23 protein-coding genes and 1 tRNA gene are annotated in these 18,236 nt (G+C 71.0%); 14 read left to right on the top strand and 10 right to left on the bottom strand.

The features are described from left to right. Positions 1 to 139 precede the first annotated feature (139 nt). The 7 genes from ABZ794_RS19210 to ABZ794_RS19180 all read left to right on the top strand — a co-directional run bounded on the left by ABZ794_RS19210 (position 140) and on the right by ABZ794_RS19180 (position 4,178). The gene (locus tag ABZ794_RS19210; RefSeq protein WP_210781023.1) at positions 140 to 472 is read left to right on the top strand and encodes a hypothetical protein; all 333 of its coding nucleotides are present in this window, start codon (positions 140 to 142) and stop codon (positions 470 to 472) included. Positions 473 to 740: 268 nt separating this feature from the next. Continuing rightward, positions 741 to 2,240: a SulP family inorganic anion transporter gene (locus ABZ794_RS19205; protein WP_210781022.1), complete on the top strand. Its 1,500-nt coding sequence runs from the start codon at positions 741 to 743 to the stop codon at positions 2,238 to 2,240. A 67-nt stretch (positions 2,241 to 2,307) separates the two neighbouring features. Continuing rightward, the gene (locus ABZ794_RS19200; protein WP_238691342.1) at positions 2,308 to 2,694 is read left to right on the top strand and encodes a MerR family transcriptional regulator; all 387 of its coding nucleotides are present in this window, start codon (positions 2,308 to 2,310) and stop codon (positions 2,692 to 2,694) included. A 103-nt stretch (positions 2,695 to 2,797) separates the two neighbouring features. After that, complete coding sequence (locus ABZ794_RS19195; RefSeq protein ID WP_210781020.1) at positions 2,798 to 3,130, top strand: hypothetical protein; 333 nt, start codon at positions 2,798 to 2,800, stop codon at positions 3,128 to 3,130. Beyond that, entirely contained in the window at positions 3,127 to 3,576 is a 450-nt protein-coding gene (locus ABZ794_RS19190; protein ID WP_210781019.1) for a MerR family transcriptional regulator, read from the top strand. Before ABZ794_RS19195 ends, ABZ794_RS19190 begins: the two co-directional genes overlap by 4 nt. A gap of 34 nt (positions 3,577 to 3,610) precedes the next feature. Then, on the top strand, positions 3,611 to 3,955 hold the full coding sequence (locus tag ABZ794_RS19185; RefSeq protein ID WP_210781018.1) for a YnfA family protein: 345 nt from the start codon (positions 3,611 to 3,613) through the stop codon (positions 3,953 to 3,955). 76 nt (positions 3,956 to 4,031) lie between these two features. Next, on the top strand, positions 4,032 to 4,178 hold the full coding sequence (locus ABZ794_RS19180) for a hypothetical protein (RefSeq protein WP_357516708.1): 147 nt from the start codon (positions 4,032 to 4,034) through the stop codon (positions 4,176 to 4,178). Between the two features lie 75 nt (positions 4,179 to 4,253). Here ABZ794_RS19180 and ABZ794_RS19175 read toward each other — a convergent pair whose 3' ends face one another. From ABZ794_RS19175 to ABZ794_RS19155, 5 genes are all read right to left on the bottom strand, one after another. Further along, a complete protein-coding gene (locus ABZ794_RS19175; protein ID WP_238691213.1) occupies positions 4,254 to 4,661 on the bottom strand; it encodes an arsenate reductase ArsC in 408 nt (135 codons plus the stop codon). 17 nt (positions 4,662 to 4,678) lie between these two features. Continuing rightward, complete coding sequence (gene arsB / locus ABZ794_RS19170) at positions 4,679 to 5,782, bottom strand: ACR3 family arsenite efflux transporter (RefSeq protein WP_308194411.1); 1,104 nt, start codon at positions 5,780 to 5,782, stop codon at positions 4,679 to 4,681. Between the two features lie 47 nt (positions 5,783 to 5,829). Then, positions 5,830 to 6,486, bottom strand: a complete 657-nt coding sequence (locus tag ABZ794_RS19165; RefSeq protein ID WP_210781016.1) for an arsenate reductase ArsC — start codon at positions 6,484 to 6,486, stop codon at positions 5,830 to 5,832. Beyond that, complete coding sequence (locus ABZ794_RS19160; protein ID WP_357516705.1) at positions 6,479 to 7,180, bottom strand: helix-turn-helix domain-containing protein; 702 nt, start codon at positions 7,178 to 7,180, stop codon at positions 6,479 to 6,481. The genes ABZ794_RS19165 and ABZ794_RS19160 overlap by 8 nt, the downstream gene beginning before the upstream one ends. 192 nt (positions 7,181 to 7,372) lie before the next feature. After that, positions 7,373 to 7,750, bottom strand: coding sequence for a metalloregulator ArsR/SmtB family transcription factor (locus ABZ794_RS19155; RefSeq protein ID WP_210781014.1), 378 nt, complete (start codon positions 7,748 to 7,750; stop codon positions 7,373 to 7,375). Positions 7,751 to 7,836: 86 nt separating this feature from the next. On the opposite strand from ABZ794_RS19155, the gene ABZ794_RS19150 reads away from it, so the two are divergent. The 6 genes from ABZ794_RS19150 (at position 7,837) to ABZ794_RS19125 (ending at position 11,844) form a co-directional block, all read left to right on the top strand. After that, the gene (locus ABZ794_RS19150; RefSeq protein ID WP_210781013.1) at positions 7,837 to 7,986 is read left to right on the top strand and encodes a hypothetical protein; all 150 of its coding nucleotides are present in this window, start codon (positions 7,837 to 7,839) and stop codon (positions 7,984 to 7,986) included. 22 nt (positions 7,987 to 8,008) lie between these two features. After that, a complete protein-coding gene (locus ABZ794_RS19145; protein WP_357516702.1) occupies positions 8,009 to 8,269 on the top strand; it encodes a hypothetical protein in 261 nt (86 codons plus the stop codon). Further along, complete coding sequence (locus ABZ794_RS19140) at positions 8,266 to 9,519, top strand: M28 family peptidase (protein ID WP_357516700.1); 1,254 nt, start codon at positions 8,266 to 8,268, stop codon at positions 9,517 to 9,519. Before ABZ794_RS19145 ends, ABZ794_RS19140 begins: the two co-directional genes overlap by 4 nt. After that, complete coding sequence (locus ABZ794_RS19135; protein WP_210781010.1) at positions 9,509 to 9,859, top strand: metalloregulator ArsR/SmtB family transcription factor; 351 nt, start codon at positions 9,509 to 9,511, stop codon at positions 9,857 to 9,859. The genes ABZ794_RS19140 and ABZ794_RS19135 overlap by 11 nt, the downstream gene beginning before the upstream one ends. Next, entirely contained in the window at positions 9,859 to 10,350 is a 492-nt protein-coding gene (locus ABZ794_RS19130) for a GNAT family N-acetyltransferase (protein WP_210781009.1), read from the top strand. Before ABZ794_RS19135 ends, ABZ794_RS19130 begins: the two co-directional genes overlap by 1 nt. 75 nt (positions 10,351 to 10,425) lie before the next feature. Further along, entirely contained in the window at positions 10,426 to 11,844 is a 1,419-nt protein-coding gene (locus ABZ794_RS19125; protein WP_357516698.1) for an NAD(P)-binding domain-containing protein, read from the top strand. Positions 11,845 to 11,948: 104 nt separating this feature from the next. On the opposite strand, the gene ABZ794_RS19120 is transcribed toward ABZ794_RS19125, so the two are convergent. From ABZ794_RS19120 to ABZ794_RS19100, 5 genes are all read right to left on the bottom strand, one after another. Then, positions 11,949 to 12,024: transfer RNA gene (locus ABZ794_RS19120), tRNA-Lys, on the bottom strand. A 157-nt stretch (positions 12,025 to 12,181) separates the two neighbouring features. Then, positions 12,182 to 13,144, bottom strand: a complete 963-nt coding sequence (locus ABZ794_RS19115) for an aldo/keto reductase (RefSeq protein ID WP_210781007.1) — start codon at positions 13,142 to 13,144, stop codon at positions 12,182 to 12,184. Between the two features lie 51 nt (positions 13,145 to 13,195). Further along, on the bottom strand, positions 13,196 to 14,350 hold the full coding sequence (locus ABZ794_RS19110) for a glycosyltransferase family 4 protein (protein WP_238691209.1): 1,155 nt from the start codon (positions 14,348 to 14,350) through the stop codon (positions 13,196 to 13,198). Between the two features lie 20 nt (positions 14,351 to 14,370). After that, positions 14,371 to 15,360: a UbiA prenyltransferase family protein gene (locus ABZ794_RS19105; protein ID WP_210781005.1), complete on the bottom strand. Its 990-nt coding sequence runs from the start codon at positions 15,358 to 15,360 to the stop codon at positions 14,371 to 14,373. Positions 15,361 to 15,388: 28 nt separating this feature from the next. Continuing rightward, entirely contained in the window at positions 15,389 to 16,426 is a 1,038-nt protein-coding gene (locus tag ABZ794_RS19100; protein WP_238691207.1) for an NAD-dependent epimerase/dehydratase family protein, read from the bottom strand. A gap of 507 nt (positions 16,427 to 16,933) precedes the next feature. Between ABZ794_RS19100 and ABZ794_RS19095 the strand changes: the two genes are divergently transcribed. Continuing rightward, positions 16,934 to 18,037: an endonuclease/exonuclease/phosphatase family protein gene (locus tag ABZ794_RS19095; protein WP_357516694.1), complete on the top strand. Its 1,104-nt coding sequence runs from the start codon at positions 16,934 to 16,936 to the stop codon at positions 18,035 to 18,037. Positions 18,038 to 18,236: the final 199 nt, after the last annotated feature.

The following is an 18,236-nucleotide window of genomic DNA, read 5'->3' as shown; positions in this document are numbered from 1 at the left end:
GGGGGTGCGGTGGAACCCCCACCCCCTTCGGGGCCTGCGCAACCCCCCCCGCCTCACCCCCGCCAACGCACCCGGGGGGGGTGCCGCCGTCTGCGGGCGCCGGCAACGCCTGGTGTCAGGTTCAGATAGCGTTCGGGTCATGGGATCCGTGGACGTGGTCTTGGCGGTCATCGCCGCCGCAGCCAACGTGGCTTTCGCCACTGTGCTGTTCCACAAGAGCCGTGGCGGCACGACGGCGCCCCGGATCTTCGGCCGCCCTCAGCCCCAGCCGCGCCTGCGGGCCATGATGCACGTCTGCCTGGGGCTGGGGACGGGCGTCGGCTGGCTCGCCAAGGACATCTTCCCGCCCCGCTCCACCGGCGACACGGTGCTGTTCAACGTGGTGATGGTCCTGCTGGTGGCTGCGGTGGCCTCGGCCCTGCTGAGCGCCTTCCGGCACTCGCGACCCACCGGTGACAGGGCCGCCCGCTAGCTCTGGCGCTGGCCGTCCGGGCGCGAACGGGGAAGTACCCGCAACGGCCGAGTGATGATCACCACCTTCGGTGAACTCTCCTCTGACGGAAGGGTAGGTTCGCTGTCGGCTATCAGGGCGAGGCCGGATGGCTCCCCCGGCGACCGTGACGTGTCCGGGCAATGGCGCCCTGAGGCCGCTCGACCGGCTGTCGCTGATCGTCGGGTAGCTGCCCCGATCCAGGGCGGAGCTGAGCGCGTCCACGGGACGCCCGAGTGGAAATGGCTGTATGTCTTCTGTGCTGTCCGCGGTCAACCGGCCGCGTCTGTCCCGTCCGTCCTGGTTGTCGCCGAAGGTGTTCCGCACCGAGGTCCTCGCCGGTCTGGTCGTCGCCCTGGCGTTGATCCCGGAGGCGATCTCGTTCTCGATCCTCGCCGGTGTCGACCCCCGCGTGGGGCTGTTCGCCTCGTTCACGATGGCAGTCACCATCGCGATCTGCGGTGGGCGTCCGGCGATGATCTCCGCCGCGACCGGAGCCATCGCCCTCGTCGTCGGGCCGCTGGCGAAGGAACACGGGCTGGACTACCTGATCGCGGCGGTGATCCTCGGCGGCGCGATCCAGATCCTGCTCGCCGTGCTCGGCGTGGCGAAGCTGATGCGGTTCATCCCGCGCAGCGTCATGGTGGGTTTCGTCAACGCCCTGGCCATCCTCATCTTCGCCGCCCAGGTCCCGCACCTGCTCGGCGTGCCGTGGCTGGTCTACCCGCTCGTCGCCGTCGCCCTGGCGATCATGGTGGGGCTCCCCCGGCTCACCCGCGCCATCCCGGCACCGCTGGTCGCCATCGTGGTCCTGACGCTGGTCACCGTCTTCGCCAGCGTGGCGGTGCCGACCGTCGGCGACGAGGGCGCCCTGCCGGACAGCCTGCCCACCCTCGGCCTTCCGCAGATCCCCTGGACCATGAACACCCTCACCCTCGTAGCCCCCTACGCCCTGGGGATCGCGCTGGTCGGGCTGATGGAGTCGCTGATGACCGCCAAGCTGGTCGACGACATCACCGACACCCCGTCCAGCAAGACGCGCGAGTCCTGGGGCCAGGGCGTGGCCAACATCGTCACCGGTTTCTTCGGCGGCATGGGTGGCTGCGCCATGATCGGCCAAACGATGATCAACGTGAAGGCATCCGGCGCCCGTACCCGGCTGTCGACGTTCCTGGCCGGCGTGTTCCTGCTGGTCCTGGTCGTCGCGCTCGGCGACGTCGTGGCGGTGATTCCGATGGCTGCCCTGGTCGCCGTGATGATCATCGTGGCGGTGTCGACCTTCGACTGGCACTCCGTCGCCCCGGCCACGCTGAAGCGGATGCCGTACGGCGAGACCACCGTCATGGTCGCCACCGTCGCCACCACCCTGGCCACCCACAACCTCGCCATCGGCGTCGTGGTCGGCGTCCTCACCGCCATGGTGATCTTCGCCCGGCGGGTGGCCCACCTGGTCGAGGTCACCAGCGTCCTGGACCCGGACGGCACCACACGGATCTACTCGGTGCGCGGCGAGTTGTTCTTCGCCTCCAGCAACGACCTGGTGGGCCAGTTCGACTACGCGAACGACCCCGAGACGGTGGTCATCGACATGACTTACGCCCACGTCTGGGACGCCTCATCCGTCGCCGCCCTCGACGCCATCACGCAGAAGTACGCCACCCGCGGCAAGACCGTCGAGATCATCGAACTGAACAAGCCCAGTGCCCGCATCCACGACACCCTCGCCGGCCAGCTCGGCGTCGGCCACTGATATGGCCACCACCACCCGGGAGACCGGGCCGGAGCAGCACGGCTCCGGCTCGGCCACCGGCCGGCTCATGCAGATCGGCGAGGCCGCCGAACGGGTCGGGCTGAGCATCCGCACCATCCGCCACTACGAGGAAGCCGGCCTGATCGTGCCCTCCGCCCGCAGCGAGGGCGGCTTCCGCCTCTACACCGAGCCCGACCTCGACCGCCTCGCCGTCGTCAAGCGCATGAAACCCCTCGGCTTCACCCTCGACGAGATGCGGGACCTCCTCACCGTCCTCGACGCCCTCGACACCGCCACCGGCGCCGACCGCGCAGCCCTGCTCGACCGGCTCGCCATGTTCCACACCGCCGCCACCACCCGCGTCACCGCCCTGCGCGACCAACTCGCCATGGCCGAAGGCTTCGCCGACACGCTCCGCGCCGAACTCGACCACCACCAAGGCCCAACTGTCTGAACGGCCCCGCATGGGTGGCACCCGAACGGCGGTGACCGTTCGACAAGCTTGCTGAGCGTTGGGCTTGCATCCGGTACTCAGGTACACGCTTACCGTCGTTGGTATGACCACTGACTCCCAGCCGTGGGTGCCCGAGTCGTGCACCCTGCCGAGCGGGCAACGGCCGCTGCGGCTGGCCGAATTCGACTACCTGTTCGCCACCGCCCTGTTGGCGCAGCAGCGGCTGTCCCCCACCGAGATGCGGTGGCGTCTCGACCCGACCGCCGAGGCCACCACACGGGACCTGATCGGCCGGGAGAGCTCCTGCTGCTCGTTCTTCTCGTTCACCCTCGCCGCCGACACCGGCACGCTGCGTCTCGACGTGCGGGTGCCGGCCGAACACGTCGACGTCCTCGACGCGCTCGCGCTGCGAGCCGCCGCCGGGATGACGGCGTGAGCGGATTGCGCAGCGGCCAGGTCGCCGCCGCAGCCGGGGTGCACCCGCAGACACTGCGCTACTACGAACGTCGCGGACTGCTCGCCGAACCGGACCGAAGCCTGGGCGGGCACCGCCTCTACCCAGCCGAAGCGGTCACCGTGCTGAGGGTGATCAAGGCGGCGCAGCGGCTCGGGTTCACCCTCGACGAGGTCGCCGAGCTGCTCGACGCGGGCCGGCACCGTCACGGCCGCCACACCGATGCCGGCCTGCGGGTCCGCGCCCAAGCGAAGCTCGCCGAGGTCGAGGCGAAGATCGCTGATTTGCAGGTCATCGCCGGCACACTGCGCGCCGCAGTGAAGGCCGGCTGCGACGACCTCGTCGAGTGCGCCGGCCAGCCGTGCTGTCCCATCCCCTTCCCCACCATCGCTCCAGGAGGTGCCTGTTCGACCGGGTCACCGGCATGATCGGGGTCCGCGGGCACATCGGTACGGTCCACGGATGACCGTCGTCCGCTCGATCCTGCTGTTCATCGTCGCCGCCCTGTTCGAGATCGGCGGGGCGTGGCTGATCTGGCAGGGCTGGCGCGAGCACCGCGGCCTGTGGTGGATCGCCGCCGGCGTCATCGCCCTCGGCGCGTACGGATTCGTCGCCACCTTCCAGCCCGACCCGAACTTCGGACGCATCCTCGCCGCCTACGGCGGCGTGTTCGTGGCCGGATCCCTCGCCTGGGGGGTGATCGTCGACAAGTTCCGACCCGACCGGTGGGACGTCATCGGCGCCGGCATCTGCCTGATCGGCGTCGCCCTGATCATGTACGCGCCGCGTTCGGCAGGCGGCTCCTGATCGTCACGGAGCCGACCCTGCACGCTCAGGCGCCTCGTCGAGGCGCACGCCTGGCACCGCGCCGTAGCGTGGCGGGGTGGCAGCACCCCAACATGGCCGCCTGCACGATCAGCGGCTCATCCGAGCCGCCCACCTCACCGGGTCGGCGTCAGCGACGCTGGTGGACGCGGGGCGCACGGCCAAGGCCACGGTCGCCGACATCAGCGCCCGACTCGCCGGGTAACCCGGGAGGAAAACCGCGGCCCGTGTGTCGTGGCCTGGGTCGTGGGTGGCCCGGCGGGCGGCGACGAGGGCGGCGTCAGGCGCTTGGGCGCAGCTCGATGAGGAGCTTCTCCACCCGCCCCCGGATGTCGTCGCGGATCGGGCGGACGGCGTCGACGCCCCTGCCGGCGGGGTCGTCGAGTTTCCAGTCCTCGTAGCGCTTGCCGGGGAAGACCGGGCAGGCGTCCCCGCAGCCCATGGTGACTATGACGTCGGAGGACTCCGCGGTCTCGTACTCCAGAAGTTTCGGGGTCTGGTCGGTGATGTCGATGCCGACCTCGCGCATGGCCTGCACGGCGGCGGGGTTGACGGTGTCGGCGGGGGCGGAGCCGGCGGAGCGGACTTCGACGGTGTCGCCGGCGAGGTGGCGCAGCCAGCCGGCGGCCATCTGGGAGCGGCCGGCGTTGTGGACGCAGACGAACAGGACGCTGGGCTTGTCACTCACGGTGTTTCCCTTACCGGTTAGGCGGCTGTCGTGGCGGAAGGCGTAGACGTGAAGAAGCGGCGGCGTGCCCACAGCGAGACGTAGACGAGGCCGACGAGGACGGGCACTTCGATCAGGGGGCCGACGACGCCGGCGAGGGCTTGGCCGGAGGTGACGCCGAAGGTGCCGATCGCGACGGCGATGGCGAGTTCGAAGTTGTTGCCGGCGGCGGTGAACGCCAGCGTGGTGGTGCGCTGGTAGCCGAGGCCGATGGCCCGGCCGAGGGCGTAGGAGCCGGCCCACATGAGTGCGAAGTACACCAGCAGGGGCAGGGCGATGCGGACGACGTCCAGGGGTCGGCTGGTGATGGCGTCGCCTTGCAGGGCGAACAGGATCACGATCGTGAACAGCAGCCCGTAGAGGGCGGCCGGGCCGATGCGGGGCAGGAAGCGGGCCTCGTACCAGGTGCGGCCCTTGGCGCGTTCGCCGACGCGGCGGGTGAGGTAGCCGGCGAGCAGTGGGATGCCGAGGAAGATGAGCACGTTAGCGGCGATGTCCCAGGCCGAAACCGTCAACTCGGCGCCGGAGAGCCCCAGCCACTGGGGAAGCACGGCGAGGTAGAACCAGCCGAGCAGGCCGAAGGCGATGACCTGGAAGACCGAGTTGAGCGCGACCAGGACGGCGGCGGCTTCCCGGTCACCGCAGGCGAGGTCGTTCCAGATGATGACCATGGCGATGCAACGGGCCAGGCCGACGATGATCAGGCCGGTGCGGTACGCGGGTTGGTCGGCCAGGAACAGCCAGGCCAGGGCGAACATCACGGCGGGGCCGACGACCCAGTTGAGGACCAGCGAGGAGATAAGCAGCCGGCGGTCGCCGGTGACGGTGTCGAGCCGGTCGTAGCGGACCTTCGCCAGCACCGGGTACATCATGATCAGCAGACCGGCCGCGATCGGTAGCGAGATCCCGCCGATCTGCACCGCGTCCAGGGCGCTGTTCAACCCGGGGATCAGCCGACCGAGGAGCAGGCCGGCGACCATCGCCAGCCCGATCCACACGGGGAGGAACTGGTCGAGTCGGGAGAGGCGGCCGACGACGGCGTTCTCGCCGGAGTCGATGTCAGGGGCGGTGCGGGTGCTCACGGGCACTCCCGTCGGTTCTCGGTCGCTGGTGGTGTGGATCGGGTCTGTCATGCCGGGTGGGCGACGTGGAGGTCGTCGAGGAGGCGCCGGACGCGGCGTTCGATGTCGTCGCGGATCGGCCGGACGTCGGCGAGGTCGCGCCCGGCGGGGTCGTCGAGGTCCCAGTTCTCGTAGCGGGTGCCGGGGAAGACCGGGCAGGCGTCGCCGCAGCCCATGGTGATGACGACGTCGGCGGCGCGGATGACCTCGTCGGTCCACGGCTTGGGGAACTCCGCGGCGATGTCGATGCCGCGCTCGGCCATCGCGGCGATGGCGGCGGGGTTGACCTCGGCGCCGGGTTCGCTGCCGCCGGACCACGCGACCGCCTGGTCGCCGGCGAGGTGGGTGAAGAACCCCAACGCCATCTGCGAGCGGCCGGCGTTGTGGGTGCACAGGAACAGGGCGACGGGGCGGCCGTCGCGGTGGTGGCCCTCGACGCGGGCGAGGGCCTGCAGGCGCTGGCGGGCGAAGCGTTCGGCGAGCAGCGGCAGGTAGTGGGGGATGCTGCCGGCGGTGGCGAACTGGTCGTAGCTGGTGTGCAGGAACCGCTCGATGGTCTCGGTGCCGTAGACGCCGGTGAACTCCTCGGCGAGGCGGGTGGCGGCGGTGCGCAGGGCGAGCTGTTGGTCGATGGACAGCTGCGGATGGGCGTGAGTGTCAGTCATGGGGTCCTCGCGAGCTCATGGCGGGGGTGATGACGGGGGCGACCCGGTCGACGCGGGCTGCGAGGTCGGCGAACGCCGCCTCGAAGGCGTCGTCGGTGTCCAGGCGGACGGGGTCGGGCACCGACCAGTGCAGCCGGGGCTGGGCTGGGGCGGTGAGTTCCTCGTGGGCGTTGTCGCAGACGGCGATGACCAGGTCGTCGTCGCGCACGATGTCCGCGACACGGTTGGTGCTGCTCGGGTCGAGGGCCAGACCGTGCCGGTGGGCGACGGCGACGGCACGGGGGTGGACCCGCTCGGCGGGCTGTGTCCCCGCGGACGCGGCCGGGGTGTGGGTGCGCTCGGACCAGAGAGCGGCGGCCAGTTGCGAGCGGGCGGAGTTGCGGGTGCACACGAACACCACCCGTCCCACGCCGGTCAGGGGCGTGGGGCGCAGTGCGGTGAGGGCTTCGGGACGCAGCCGCAGGTAGGTGCGGCGCCGGTCACCCTCGGAGCGGCCACGCACGACGAGGCCCGCGTCGGTGAGGACTTTGACGTGGTGGGCGACGAGGTTCGTCGGTATCTGCAGGTCGTGGGCGATTTCTCCGGGCGAGGCGTCGCCGAGGGTGAGCGCGTCCACGATCGCCAGGCGCGCCGGGTCGCCCAGCGCGGCGTGGATCCGGGCGCGCCCCCGCAAGGAAGCAAGCTCAGTCATCATTGACTCAATGATTACTGAGCGATCGTGGGAGTGTCAAACGACGGTTGGGTGGCGGCGCGGGGAGGTCCGCAGCCCCCTCGGGGCGGGGGTCGGTGCAGCGGCAGGTCTTGAGGTAGGACTGCGGTTCGGCCAGCGCTGCCTGAGCCACCCACGTCGCAACCACCCTGGCCGACCCGGGTCGACGGCCAGACCTCAGGCCACGGCGGCCGGTTCGACGCTGAGCAGCCCGGCGAGCTGGCGCAGGATGGCCGGCCGGGCCCGGTAGTACACCCAGGTGCCGCGGCGTTCGGCGTCGACGAGGCCGGCCTCGCGCAGCGTCTTGAGGTGGTGCGAGATCGTCGGCCCGGTCAGGTCGAACGCCGGGGTCAGGTCACAGACGCACGCCTCCCCGCTCTTCGCCGAGGCGATCATCGACATCAGCCGCAGCCGCACCGGGTCGCCGAGCGCCTTGAACGCCGGCGCGAGCACCGCGGCGGTCTGCGCCGGCACCGGGCTCTGCGCCAGCGGCGGGCAGCACGGCGTGTCGGCGGTGAGGTCGATGACGGGAAGCAGCCCGGCTTGCTTTGACATGCCTCTAGGTTGACAGGTGTCTAAGCAGCGTGCAACTCTCTGATTCGACGAACGTCAAGACAGACGTCGCGGGGAAGGGGGTCGTCATGTTCGGCACGACACGGCGTTCAGCGCAGGCTCAGGCGGCAGCGCGGTTCTGTGACTCCTGCGCCCGGGTGTCCACCGCGGCACAGCGGGCGCAGCGGCGCTACGACCAGGTCCGTGACACCGCCCCTGCCCTGATCGGCGTCCGATAACCCCTGATCGAAAGGTTGTGTGATGAGCGAGAACACCCAGACCAACCCCGCGACGGGAGGCGGGTTCGCCGGTGATCCGGGGGCTGCCCTGGCCGTGACCGGTTCCGCTTCCTGCTGCGGCAGCCCCGCGCAGGCGGTCGGCTCGGTCCTCCCGCCCGCCGGGCAATCGCCGACGGCGGGACCGTGCTGCGGCAGCCAGCAGGCCGCCGAAGCGGCCGGCTCCTGCTGCGGCACCGAGGCGAAGACCGAAGCCGTCACGATGGGTCAGGGGTGCTGCGGATGACCGCCGGATCGGGATCGGTCGCCCACCTCGACGCGACACTTCGCCTGGTCTCGGCCGAGCGGATGGCCGCCACGATCTCCGCTCTCGCCTCGGCTGAATTCACCGGCCGGCGGGTCGGCACGGCCGGCGGCGCCGCCGCCCGCGCCTGGCTCGTCGCGCACCTCGCCGACCTCGGCGCGGCGGTCGACACCGACGACTTCCGGGTCCGCAACGTGCCCGAGCTGTACGCGGCGCCGACCGTCGTCTGGGGCGACGGCGACACCTCGACGCGGCTGACGTTCGGCCGCGAGGTCGCGGTCCACTCCGCCTCGGCCGACACCTCTGAGGTCAGGCGTGGCCCGTTGGGTGTGACCGGCAGCGGGGACCCGACCGGCCGGTGGCTGGTGGTGCCCGCGGGCGGGAACCCTCTCGACGCCGCCCGCGACGCCTCGGGCGCCGCGGGTCTGCTGGTGAGCCGGGCTGTCGACGTCGGCGGCTGGCAGTACACCGTCCTCGCCGGCCCGGACCCGGGCCCGTTGCCCATGCTGACCCTCGACGCGGGCACCCACCGCTCCGTCCTGGCCGCCGCCACCGGTGCGGGTTGGTGGAGCGCGAACACCCCGCTGCGCCGCCGCGACGTTACCGGCGCCAACATCCACGCGAGGTTCCCGGCGGTAGCGCCGGGCGGGACCGAGGTGTTGCTGACCGCGCACTACGACGGCGTCGGCGACCATCCCGGCCTGCGTCAACCCGGCGCGTCGGACAACGCCAGCGGCGTCGCGGTGGTGCTGGAAGCCGCCCGAATCCTTGCCGCCGCCCGCCCTGCGGGGGTCGCGGTGGCGGTCGCGTTGCTCGACGCCGAGGAGGTTGGTGCGCTGGGCTCGGCCCACCACAGCCAGCAGTTGCAGGCGGGCGACATTCGGCCGCTGGTCATCAACGTCGACGGTGCCGGGCTGCTCGACCGGGCCGCCGCGGTCGAGGCTGGCGGGCCGGCCCACGCGCTGCTCGCGCTGCTCGATCAGGCCGGGCGGCACACCGGCCTTCCGCTCGCCGCCGGGCCGGTCGCCTCCGACAACCGCCGCTACGCCGCCGCGGGGCTCGCGGCGGTGGGCATCGGCGCCGGCATGGCCGGCTACCACAGCCCCGCCGACACCCCGGACCGCGTCAACCCGCACACCCTCGACGCGATCGCCCGCCTCGTTGTCGCCACCGTCGGCCTGGCCGCCTCCGCACCCGCTACAGTTTCATCGCCGATCGGCGATGAACGATAGAAGAGGTGAAGTCGTGGACGAGTTGCTCGACCGGAGCACCGCGCAGCAGTACGCGTCGTGGTTCCGGGCCCTCGCGGACCCGACCCGGGTTCAGATCGTCGAGTACCTCGCCCGTCACGCCCGACCGATGAGCGTCGGCGAGATCGTCGCCGCCGTCGGCCTGGCCCAGTCCACCGTCTCCCAACATCTGAAGATCCTCACCGACGTGCGGTTCGTCCTCGTCGAGGCGGTCGGCACCGCCCGGCACTACCGGACCAACGACGCCTGCGTCGACTGCCTCCCCTCCGCCGCCGACGTCGTCATGGGCCGACCCGCCCCCCACCCGAACGGAGCGTGCTGATGGTCGACATCACCGTTCGCCCCATGACGGCCGACGACGCCGCCCGGGTGCTCGCCATCTACCAGGCCGGCCTCGACGGCGGCGACGCCAGCTTCGAGACCACGGCACCGACCTGGGCGCAGTTTGACGCCGGCAAACTGCCCGAGCACCGCCTCGTCGCCGTCGACCGCACGGTGATCGGGTGGGTCGCCGTCTCGCCCACCTCAACCCGCGCGGTCTACGCCGGCGTGGTCGAGCACTCCGTCTACGTCGACCCCGCCGCCCGAGGCCGCGGCGTCGCCCGCCTCCTGCTGGACGCCCTGATCGCCTCCACCGAAGCAGCCGGCGTCTGGACCATCCAGTCGGGTGTCTTCGGCGAGAACACCGCCAGCCTCCGCCTGCATCAGCGCGCCGGTTTCCGGGTCATCGGCGTACGCGAGCGGGTCGCCCGCCACCACGGCCGGTGGCGCGACGTGATCCTGCTGGAGCGCCGCAGCCCCGTCATCACCTGACCAACCCTCGGCCCCGACGCACGGCCGCTGTCCACCTGCTTGATTCGACAATTCTCGACACAGAGGAGATAGCTGATGAGCACCCTGAACGATCTGCCCGTCGTGGTGATCGGCGCCGGACCGGTCGGCTTGGCCGCCGCCGCGCACCTGCACGAGCGTGACCTACCGTTCCTGGTCCTGGAAGCCGGTGACACCCCCGCCGCCGCGGTGCGGCAGTGGGGCCACGTCCGGGTCTTCTCTCCCTGGCGGTACAACATCGACCCCGCCGCCCGCCGCCTGCTCGACGAGGCCGGGTGGGTCGCCCCCGACCTGGAGGCCCTGCCCACCGGCGCCGAGTTGGCCGACGACTACCTCCAACCCCTGGCGGTGGTGCCGCAGCTCAAGCCGCACCTGCGCTACGGCGCCCGCGTCGAGGCGATCAGCCGCCTCGGCCTCGACCGCCTACGCACCGCCGGCCGCGACAGCACGCCGTTCCTGATCCGCCTCACCGACGGCCAGGAGGTGCTCGCCCGCACGGTCATCGACGCCTCCGGCACCTGGGGCACCCCGAACGTCCTCGGCTCCTCCGGACTGCCCGCCCGAGGTGAGACCGCCGTCGCGGCGCACCTCGAGCACGCCCTGCCCGACGTCCTGGGCGTCGACCGGGACCGCTTCGCCGGCCGGCACACCCTCGTCGTCGGCGCCGGCCACTCCGCCGCCAACACCCTGCTCTCCCTCGCCGAGTTGGCCGAATCCGCCCCGGGCACCGAGGTGACCTGGGCGATCCGCACCAGCTCACCGGCACGCACCTACGGCGGCGGCGACGCCGACGCCCTGCCCGCCCGCGGCGCGCTCGGCTCCCGGCTACGCGCGCACGTCGACGCCGGCCAGATCCGCCTGCTCACCGGGTTCGCCGTGCACGCCCTCACCCCCACCGACGGTCGGGTCAACGTGGTCGTTCGCCACGCCGACGGCGGCGAAGAGCAGACCACAGTGGACCGCATCGTCGCGGCCACCGGCTTCCGCCCCGACCACTCCATCGCCGCCGAACTGCGCCTCGACCTTGACCCGGTCATGGGCGCCACCCGCGCCCTGGCCCCGCTGATCGACCCCAACGAGCACTCCTGCGGCACCGTGCCCCCGCACGGCGTCACCGAGCTCACCCACCCCGAGTCGGGCTACTACGCCGTCGGGATGAAGTCCTACGGGCGAGCGCCGACCTTCCTCATGGCCACCGGCTACGAGCAGGTCCGCTCCGTCGTCGCCGCCCTCGCCGGCGACTGGGCCGCCGCCCGCGACGTCCAACTCGACCTACCCGAGACCGGGGTGTGCAACAGCAACCCGGACGAGTCCGCCAACGCCGACAGCTGCTGCGGGCCGGCCCCGGCCGCCCATGCCTCCGGCCGGGGCCTGGCCACCGGCATCTCCGGCGGCCTACTCGCCGCACCCGTGAGCCTGCTCGTCCTCGACGCCGCACCCGCCGACCCCCAGACCGGCGGCCTTCCGCAGGTCTGAGCTGGGATTCGATCCGGATGACGTGGGGCAGCAGGGGATCCTCACCGCGCCCCACGCATGACCGCAGGGGACATAGCTAGTCAGCTATGTCCCCTGGGTATCGCTGGTGCGCCGCCAGGGACTCGAACCCCGAACCCGCGGATTAAGAGTCCGCTGCTCTGCCAGTTGAGCTAGCGGCGCTCGTCGGCAACGGGAGGACCGTACTGGTTCGCCCCCACCCCTCGACGACCGGGGCTACCCCCGACGTGCATCGGTCCGATATGTTTCCCGGCTCGGCACGATGGCGGGCCGGGGGCCGCCTCGGGAGCATCACGCGTCGCTCCGGCCCACCGTCCGCTCAGCTCCGCAGGTCGAGGAGCGCCTTCCGTTCGACCTCGGTCAGCGGCCCACGGGCCTCGGCGGCGAGGCACTCGGCCAACTCGGTGCGGTTCTTCACGCCGAGCACCACGGTCGCCACGCCCGGGACGCTCAGCGCGGACCGGTGGGCCAACGAGGCGGGCGACTCGCCGAACTCGGCGGCGAGCGCGCGGAACCGCTCCGCCCGGGCGAAGTCGACCGCGACCGGGGCGTCGTCCGCCACGGACCGGTCGATCTCCCCAGTGAGCGCTCCCGCCGCCACGGCACGGATCGCGATCACGCAGACGCCGTCGTCGACCGCGGCTCGGCGGATCTCGTCATTCCGAGGCGCGGCCGACGCGCCGAGCAGCCACATGTCGCCACTGAGGTCAAGGGCGTTCACCACCGCCTGGACCGCATCCGGGCGCGGTTGCTGGTGCATGGCGTCGATCACGGTCTGCGGGTGGCCTACACCGGTCAACCCCCAGGCCCGGATCTTGCCCTCGTCCCGCAGCCGTTCGAAGGTCGGCACCACCTGGTCGCGGTACAGGTCCCAGCCGAGAGTCCGGGGAGTGGGACCGGTCCAGCCGCGCGGGTGTAGTTGGGAGTGGAGCAGGAAGAGATCCAGTTGCTCGCGGCCGAGACGCTTCAGGGTGGCGTGCAGGCTGCGGATCATCTTCTCCGGGAGATCACCACCATCCTGCTCGGGCAATTCGATCTTACTGGTGACGAGGACGTCCGAGGCCGGAATGGCGCGCAGGGCGGCACCGGCGACGTTCTCGGCCGCGTAGCCGTCACCGTAGGTCGGGGCCAGGTCGAGCATCGTGATGCCACCGTCGACCGCCGCCCGCACGGTCGCCACCGCCTCGGCGCGGTCGGTCGCCCCCCAGACACCGCCGATCCCGCCACCGCCCAGGGTGAGCGCGCTGACAGTGCCGAGACGACCGAAATCCCTGCTATGCATCTGCACCTCCGTGACGGAACGTTGCCGCCATCCTACTGACCGGATGAGCACTCACATCAATGCGCCGGCTCGCGCCCCGTGGACCCGGAACAGCGCCGCGTACCGGTCCAGACATCCGTCCACACTGAACTCCTCAAGGGCCCGCTTGGCACCCTCGCGTCGGGTGTCGGCGGCCCAGCCGAGCACGTCCAGCAGGGCCACGCGCAGTCCGGCCGGGTCCCGCGGCTGGACGACCCTCCCCATCCCGGTTGCCAGGACCGGATACCGGCCGCCGGGCAGGTCGGTGGTGACCGACGGGATACCGCACATCATCGCCTCAGCCTGCGCGATACCGAAGGACTCGGCGACTGAGGGCAGGGCGAAGGCGTCGATGGACGCGTAGAAATCACTGATCTGCCGCCCGCGGAGCAGCCCGAGGATCCGGATCCGGGGATCCCGTTCGGCGGCCGCCCGGATCCGGGCGATCACGCTACCGCCCTCGACGGTCAGATAGTCGCCGCCGATCAGCAGCCGCGCCTCACGATCCGGGATCTCGGCGAACGCGGCGACCAGGTAGTCCAGACCCTTGTCCGGCACGATCCGGCCGAGGAAGCCGATATGCGGGCCGCCGGTCTCCCGGTATGCGGCCTCCCCGCCGCGCCGGTCGAGGCAGGGCGCCGGGATCGCGGACCGCTGGCTGGACCGCAGGATCGACCAGAGCTCCGAGTACTGCGCCTGGTCGTCGCTGTTGACGACGACGGCGTCCGAGCGGCGCAGCGTGACCCGCGACGACACCCGTACCGCGGCCATCGCCGCCCGGGTCACCAGGGTGGGCGGCAGCCAGAGGTCGATGTGGTACGTCGTCACCACCGGCACCCGCAGCGGCAGGGCGGTGATCAGCGCTCCCTCCAGCATCGGCAGGTGCAGGTTGACCACCCGCGAACGCCGGGCGACCCGGCGCACCAGCGACGGGAAGCCGGGACTGACCGGGCCACGGCCGACCGAGGCGACCACCGGGCTGCGGTAGACGTCGACGCCGTTGCGGATCTCCCTCAGCGGAAGCGCCGGATCGTGCCGGACGGCGACCACCGCCACCCGCCAGCCCCGCCCGGCGAGGCCCTCGGCGAGCACCCGGGCCACCTCGGTCAGCCCGCTGACGTAGGGCGAGTAGTAGTTGACCGCGACGCAGAGGTCGTATTCGTAGGAGTCTTTGCTGCTCACGCGCATCTCCAAGGGGTGTCGATCGGTTACCAGACGGGCCAGGCGCTGGCCACCATCGCCTGCGCCAGCACCGCGGCCCAGAGGCCGAGATTGACCAGCATCGCGCGGTCCCGGACGAGGTCCTCGACCGGATCACCACCGGATCCACCCATAGTGATCATCTGCAGGTAGCGGTGTACCGCGAACGCGGCGAACGGAAAGGTCAGCCCCGCGGTGACCGGCCCGTACGGCGGTGTCTGGGTCCAGACGAAGCCGACGTAGCCGATCAGCGCCGCCACCAGGTTCACCACCACGACCTGGTCCAGGAAGTGGACCGAGTACGCGCGCAGCGCCGGCCGGTGATCGCCGGCCTCGCCGCCCGCGGCCGACAGGGCGGCGAGTTCGTGGCGTCGCTTGCCGAGGGAGAGCGCGAGGCACGCGCAGTAGACCCCGATCAGCAGCGCCGGATGAACGGCCGCGCCGACGGCGACGGTGCCGGCCAGCACCCGCAGGACGAAGCCGATGGAGACGACCGACACGTCGACCAGGGGCTGGTGCTTGAGCGCCAGGCAGTACCAGAGGTTGAGGGCGAGATAGCCGGCGACGACGACGCCGGTCAGGGCGGGTAGCAGGGTGGCCAGGGCGGCGGTGCCGGCGAGCAGGCCGACGAGGAGGATGACCGCGGCGGTCGTACTCACCCGCCCACTCGCCAGCGGACGGTTTCGTTTGACCGGGTGTAGCCGGTCGCGCTCCCGGTCTCTCAGGTCGTTGAAGACGTACACGGCCGAGGCGGCGGCCAGGAAGCTCAGCAGCGTGCCGAGCAGCGGCACGATATGGGTCACCGCGGCGCCGGGGGCCGCCACCAGCGGCGCCGCCAGCACCAGGCCGCCCTTGACCCACTGACGGGACCGCAGCAGGACGAACAGTCCGGTGACGCGGGCCAGCGGTTTCAGCGCCTGCACGGCGACGGCCGGGTCGACGGAGACCAGGGGCAGGTCCGACGAGGTGGGGTTCGGGACTTCCAGGGCGTGATTCATGGCGGACCTCTCCTTGCTCCGTGGAGTGTCAGAACAGCGCCTTCGCCAGGCGAAGGGCGCCCTGCTTCCAGGGGTCGCGGTGGGTACGTCCGGCGCTGCGTCGCGCCCCGGCGGCGTTCGCCCGCCACCACGAGTACGTCTTCAACAACGCCTGTTCGTTGCTGAACCGCGGATTGAACCCGAGCCGCTGGGTCGCCCGGTCGATCGAGACGTACGAGTCTCGGGTGAGCTTGTGTACGAGTCGTTTGTAGACCGGAGAGAGGCGCGTCGCGGCGAGCACGCGCAGCGCGGCGACGGCGGGCCCCACCGGCATGGCCAGGACCCGCCTGCCGTGGCCGGCGGCGTCCAGGACCGCCTGGAAGTCCTCCCGTAGCGTGCGGAACTCGCGCGCGCCGATGTTGAACGTGTCGTTGGCCCTGTCGTCGGGCGCCTCGCAGATCAGCTGAATCGCCGCGCAGAGGTCCTCGACGTCGAGCATCTGGGTGGCGACCTCGCCGCCGCCGATCAGCGGGAAGTGCCGGCCCTCCTCGGCCCACTCGAAGAGCATGGCGAAGAGACCGAGCCGCTCCTCGCCGAGGAAGGTCTTGGGCCGCAGGATCGGGGCGCAGAGGCCCCGTGAGCGTTGCCGGAGCACGGCGGTCTCGGCGCCGAGCTTCGCGGCCGAGTAGGGGTCCACCGGTTCACACGGGTAGTCCTCCGGCGTGGGGCAGTCCCGGGGCAGTCCGTAGACGGCGGTGGACGAGATGTGCACGAACCGGTCCACACCGGCCCGCCGCGCCGCGGCCAGCGCCGAACCGGTGCCGTCCACGTCCACCGATCGGATCTCCGCCGCCCGGTGGCTGGGCAACGCGGCGGCGGAATGGATGACCACGTCGGCGGAGCGGAAGGCGCGGGTCATCGCTTCGACGTCCCGGACGTCGGCGCGGACGAAGGTCGCCCGCTCTCGCACCCGAGGCGCGAGTGGACGGATGTCCACTCCGGTCCATGTCACTCCCGGCCAGGGGCGCGCCAACAGCGCGGTGCCCAACATGCCGGCGGCTCCGGTCACCACAACGTGCACTTCCACCTCCCGTTTCGAAAAGATGCCGCGCTCTCGACGGCAGTGTCACGACTGCAAGGCGGCCACGTTTCCGGCATTCGCCGTTATCGGATATATACCGACTGACCGTCCACCGGCCACAGTTACCGACCAGTCGGGCCGGCCCGCCAAATGCCGGGCAAGTCGCATGTCGGACCGACCAGCCCCGCCCCGCCCGCCGACGCCAACTCCGGGCGAGCGTCGAAATGCTGCGCCTGATCCATTCGGCGGCCCCTTCCTCGGTGGTGAATCCGGTATTGGCGCTCGTGACGCTAGTGAGCGACGATTGCCCCCTCCTTGGTGTCGGGAACAAGCTTCGAGCAAGGTGTCGATCGATACCTTTTTCCCGGCCGGCACCGACCTCGGCGGGAACCGGAGCCACGTAAAGGAGTTGCCATGACGGAAGCGGCGGCGAGAACGACCGCAATAATGGACGAAAAGGATCCGGAGTTGTCGCCGGATCCTTCTGCCCGGTCCCGGAGGGCCCGCTGGGGGGTGCGTCTCGCGGCCGTGGCCTGCGTGGGTTGGCTGGTCGTCGTCGTGCTGCACCACCTGCTCAGTGCCCGGACTTACGTATGGGGACCGGTGGACCTGCTCCCGCCGATCGCCTGGGCGGCGGTCCCGGTGTTGCTGCTGCCCGTCGCCTGGCTGGCGCGGCCGATACGCGGACGGCTGGTCGGGGCGGCACTGCTCGCACTGGTGCTCGGTCTCGGCTACAGCGGGATCAACTTCGCGACGGTGCTCTACACCCCGCCGCCGGCGCCCGCCGACGCCGTCAAAGTGGTGACCTGGAACACCGAGTACTGGGACCAGGACCGGCGCAACGGCGGGGAGCAGCGCACCACCACGGGGCAGTTCTACGACTTCCTGCGGGAGATGGACGCCGACGTCTACATGCTGCACGAGTACGCCAACGTCGACGACTCGCTGGTCGACATCTTCGCGCAGGCGTACGAGATCGACCAGACGGCGCAGTTGACGGCCGCGTTCCCCGGCTACACGATCGTCCGCGAGGGGCGCAACGTCACGCTCACCCGGCTGCCGGTGGTCGGGCACGCGTGGCTCGACTCCCAGCCGTACCTGCCGGACGATCTGAAGCCGGTGCCGCCGGCCCTCGTCGACCGACCGCTGTTCTACACGTCACAGGCGCTGCGTACCGACATCCGGGTCAACGGCCAGGTCGTGTCGTTCTACAACTCGCACATCTTCCAGCCGCCGGTCCGGATCCTGTTGTTGCGTAGCGACGACGACCGGAACATGTTCGAGATCGATCGGTTCAACTTCGAGATCCGGCAGGCCAGCTACCAGGCCATCGCCGCCGACCTGGAGAAGAACCCGAACCGGGCGGTGATGGCCGGCGACCTCAACACCTCACCGTCGATGAATCTCCTCGACATGGTCTCCGACCGGCTGGTCGACCAGAGCAGGGCACTCTCGTCTCTCTATCCGGCTACCTGGCCGGTGGGCGACAAGCCACTAATGTGGCGTATCGATTGGCTCTTCACCACTCCGGACATCAAGGTGCACAGTTACGACCTGACCCTCCCCAAGGGCCTGTCCGACCACAAGGCCCAGCAGTTCGTCATCTCGGCACCCTGACCGAGATGAGCGTCACATCCGCGCGAAACATGCGGTGGCGGGACAACCCGAGCATTTAACGAGCATGAAATCAATCGATAGCTGTCTACCGGTGTCGATCAGGCACTAAGGTGGTCGACGGGTCTTCTCGACGACGAGAAACCGGCGAGTAGGTGCGATCGTCCACCTCCCAGCGCAGCCGAATTCCTGCCCGAGGAGC

Origin of the sequence: Micromonospora sp. NPDC047187 (assembly GCF_040643355.1) — a bacterium.
Classification (GTDB): Bacteria; Actinomycetota; Actinomycetes; order Mycobacteriales; family Micromonosporaceae; genus Micromonospora; species Micromonospora salmantinae.
The sequence above is the reverse complement of the archived record's forward strand: the minus strand, read 5'-3'. Positions and strand labels throughout refer to the sequence as shown.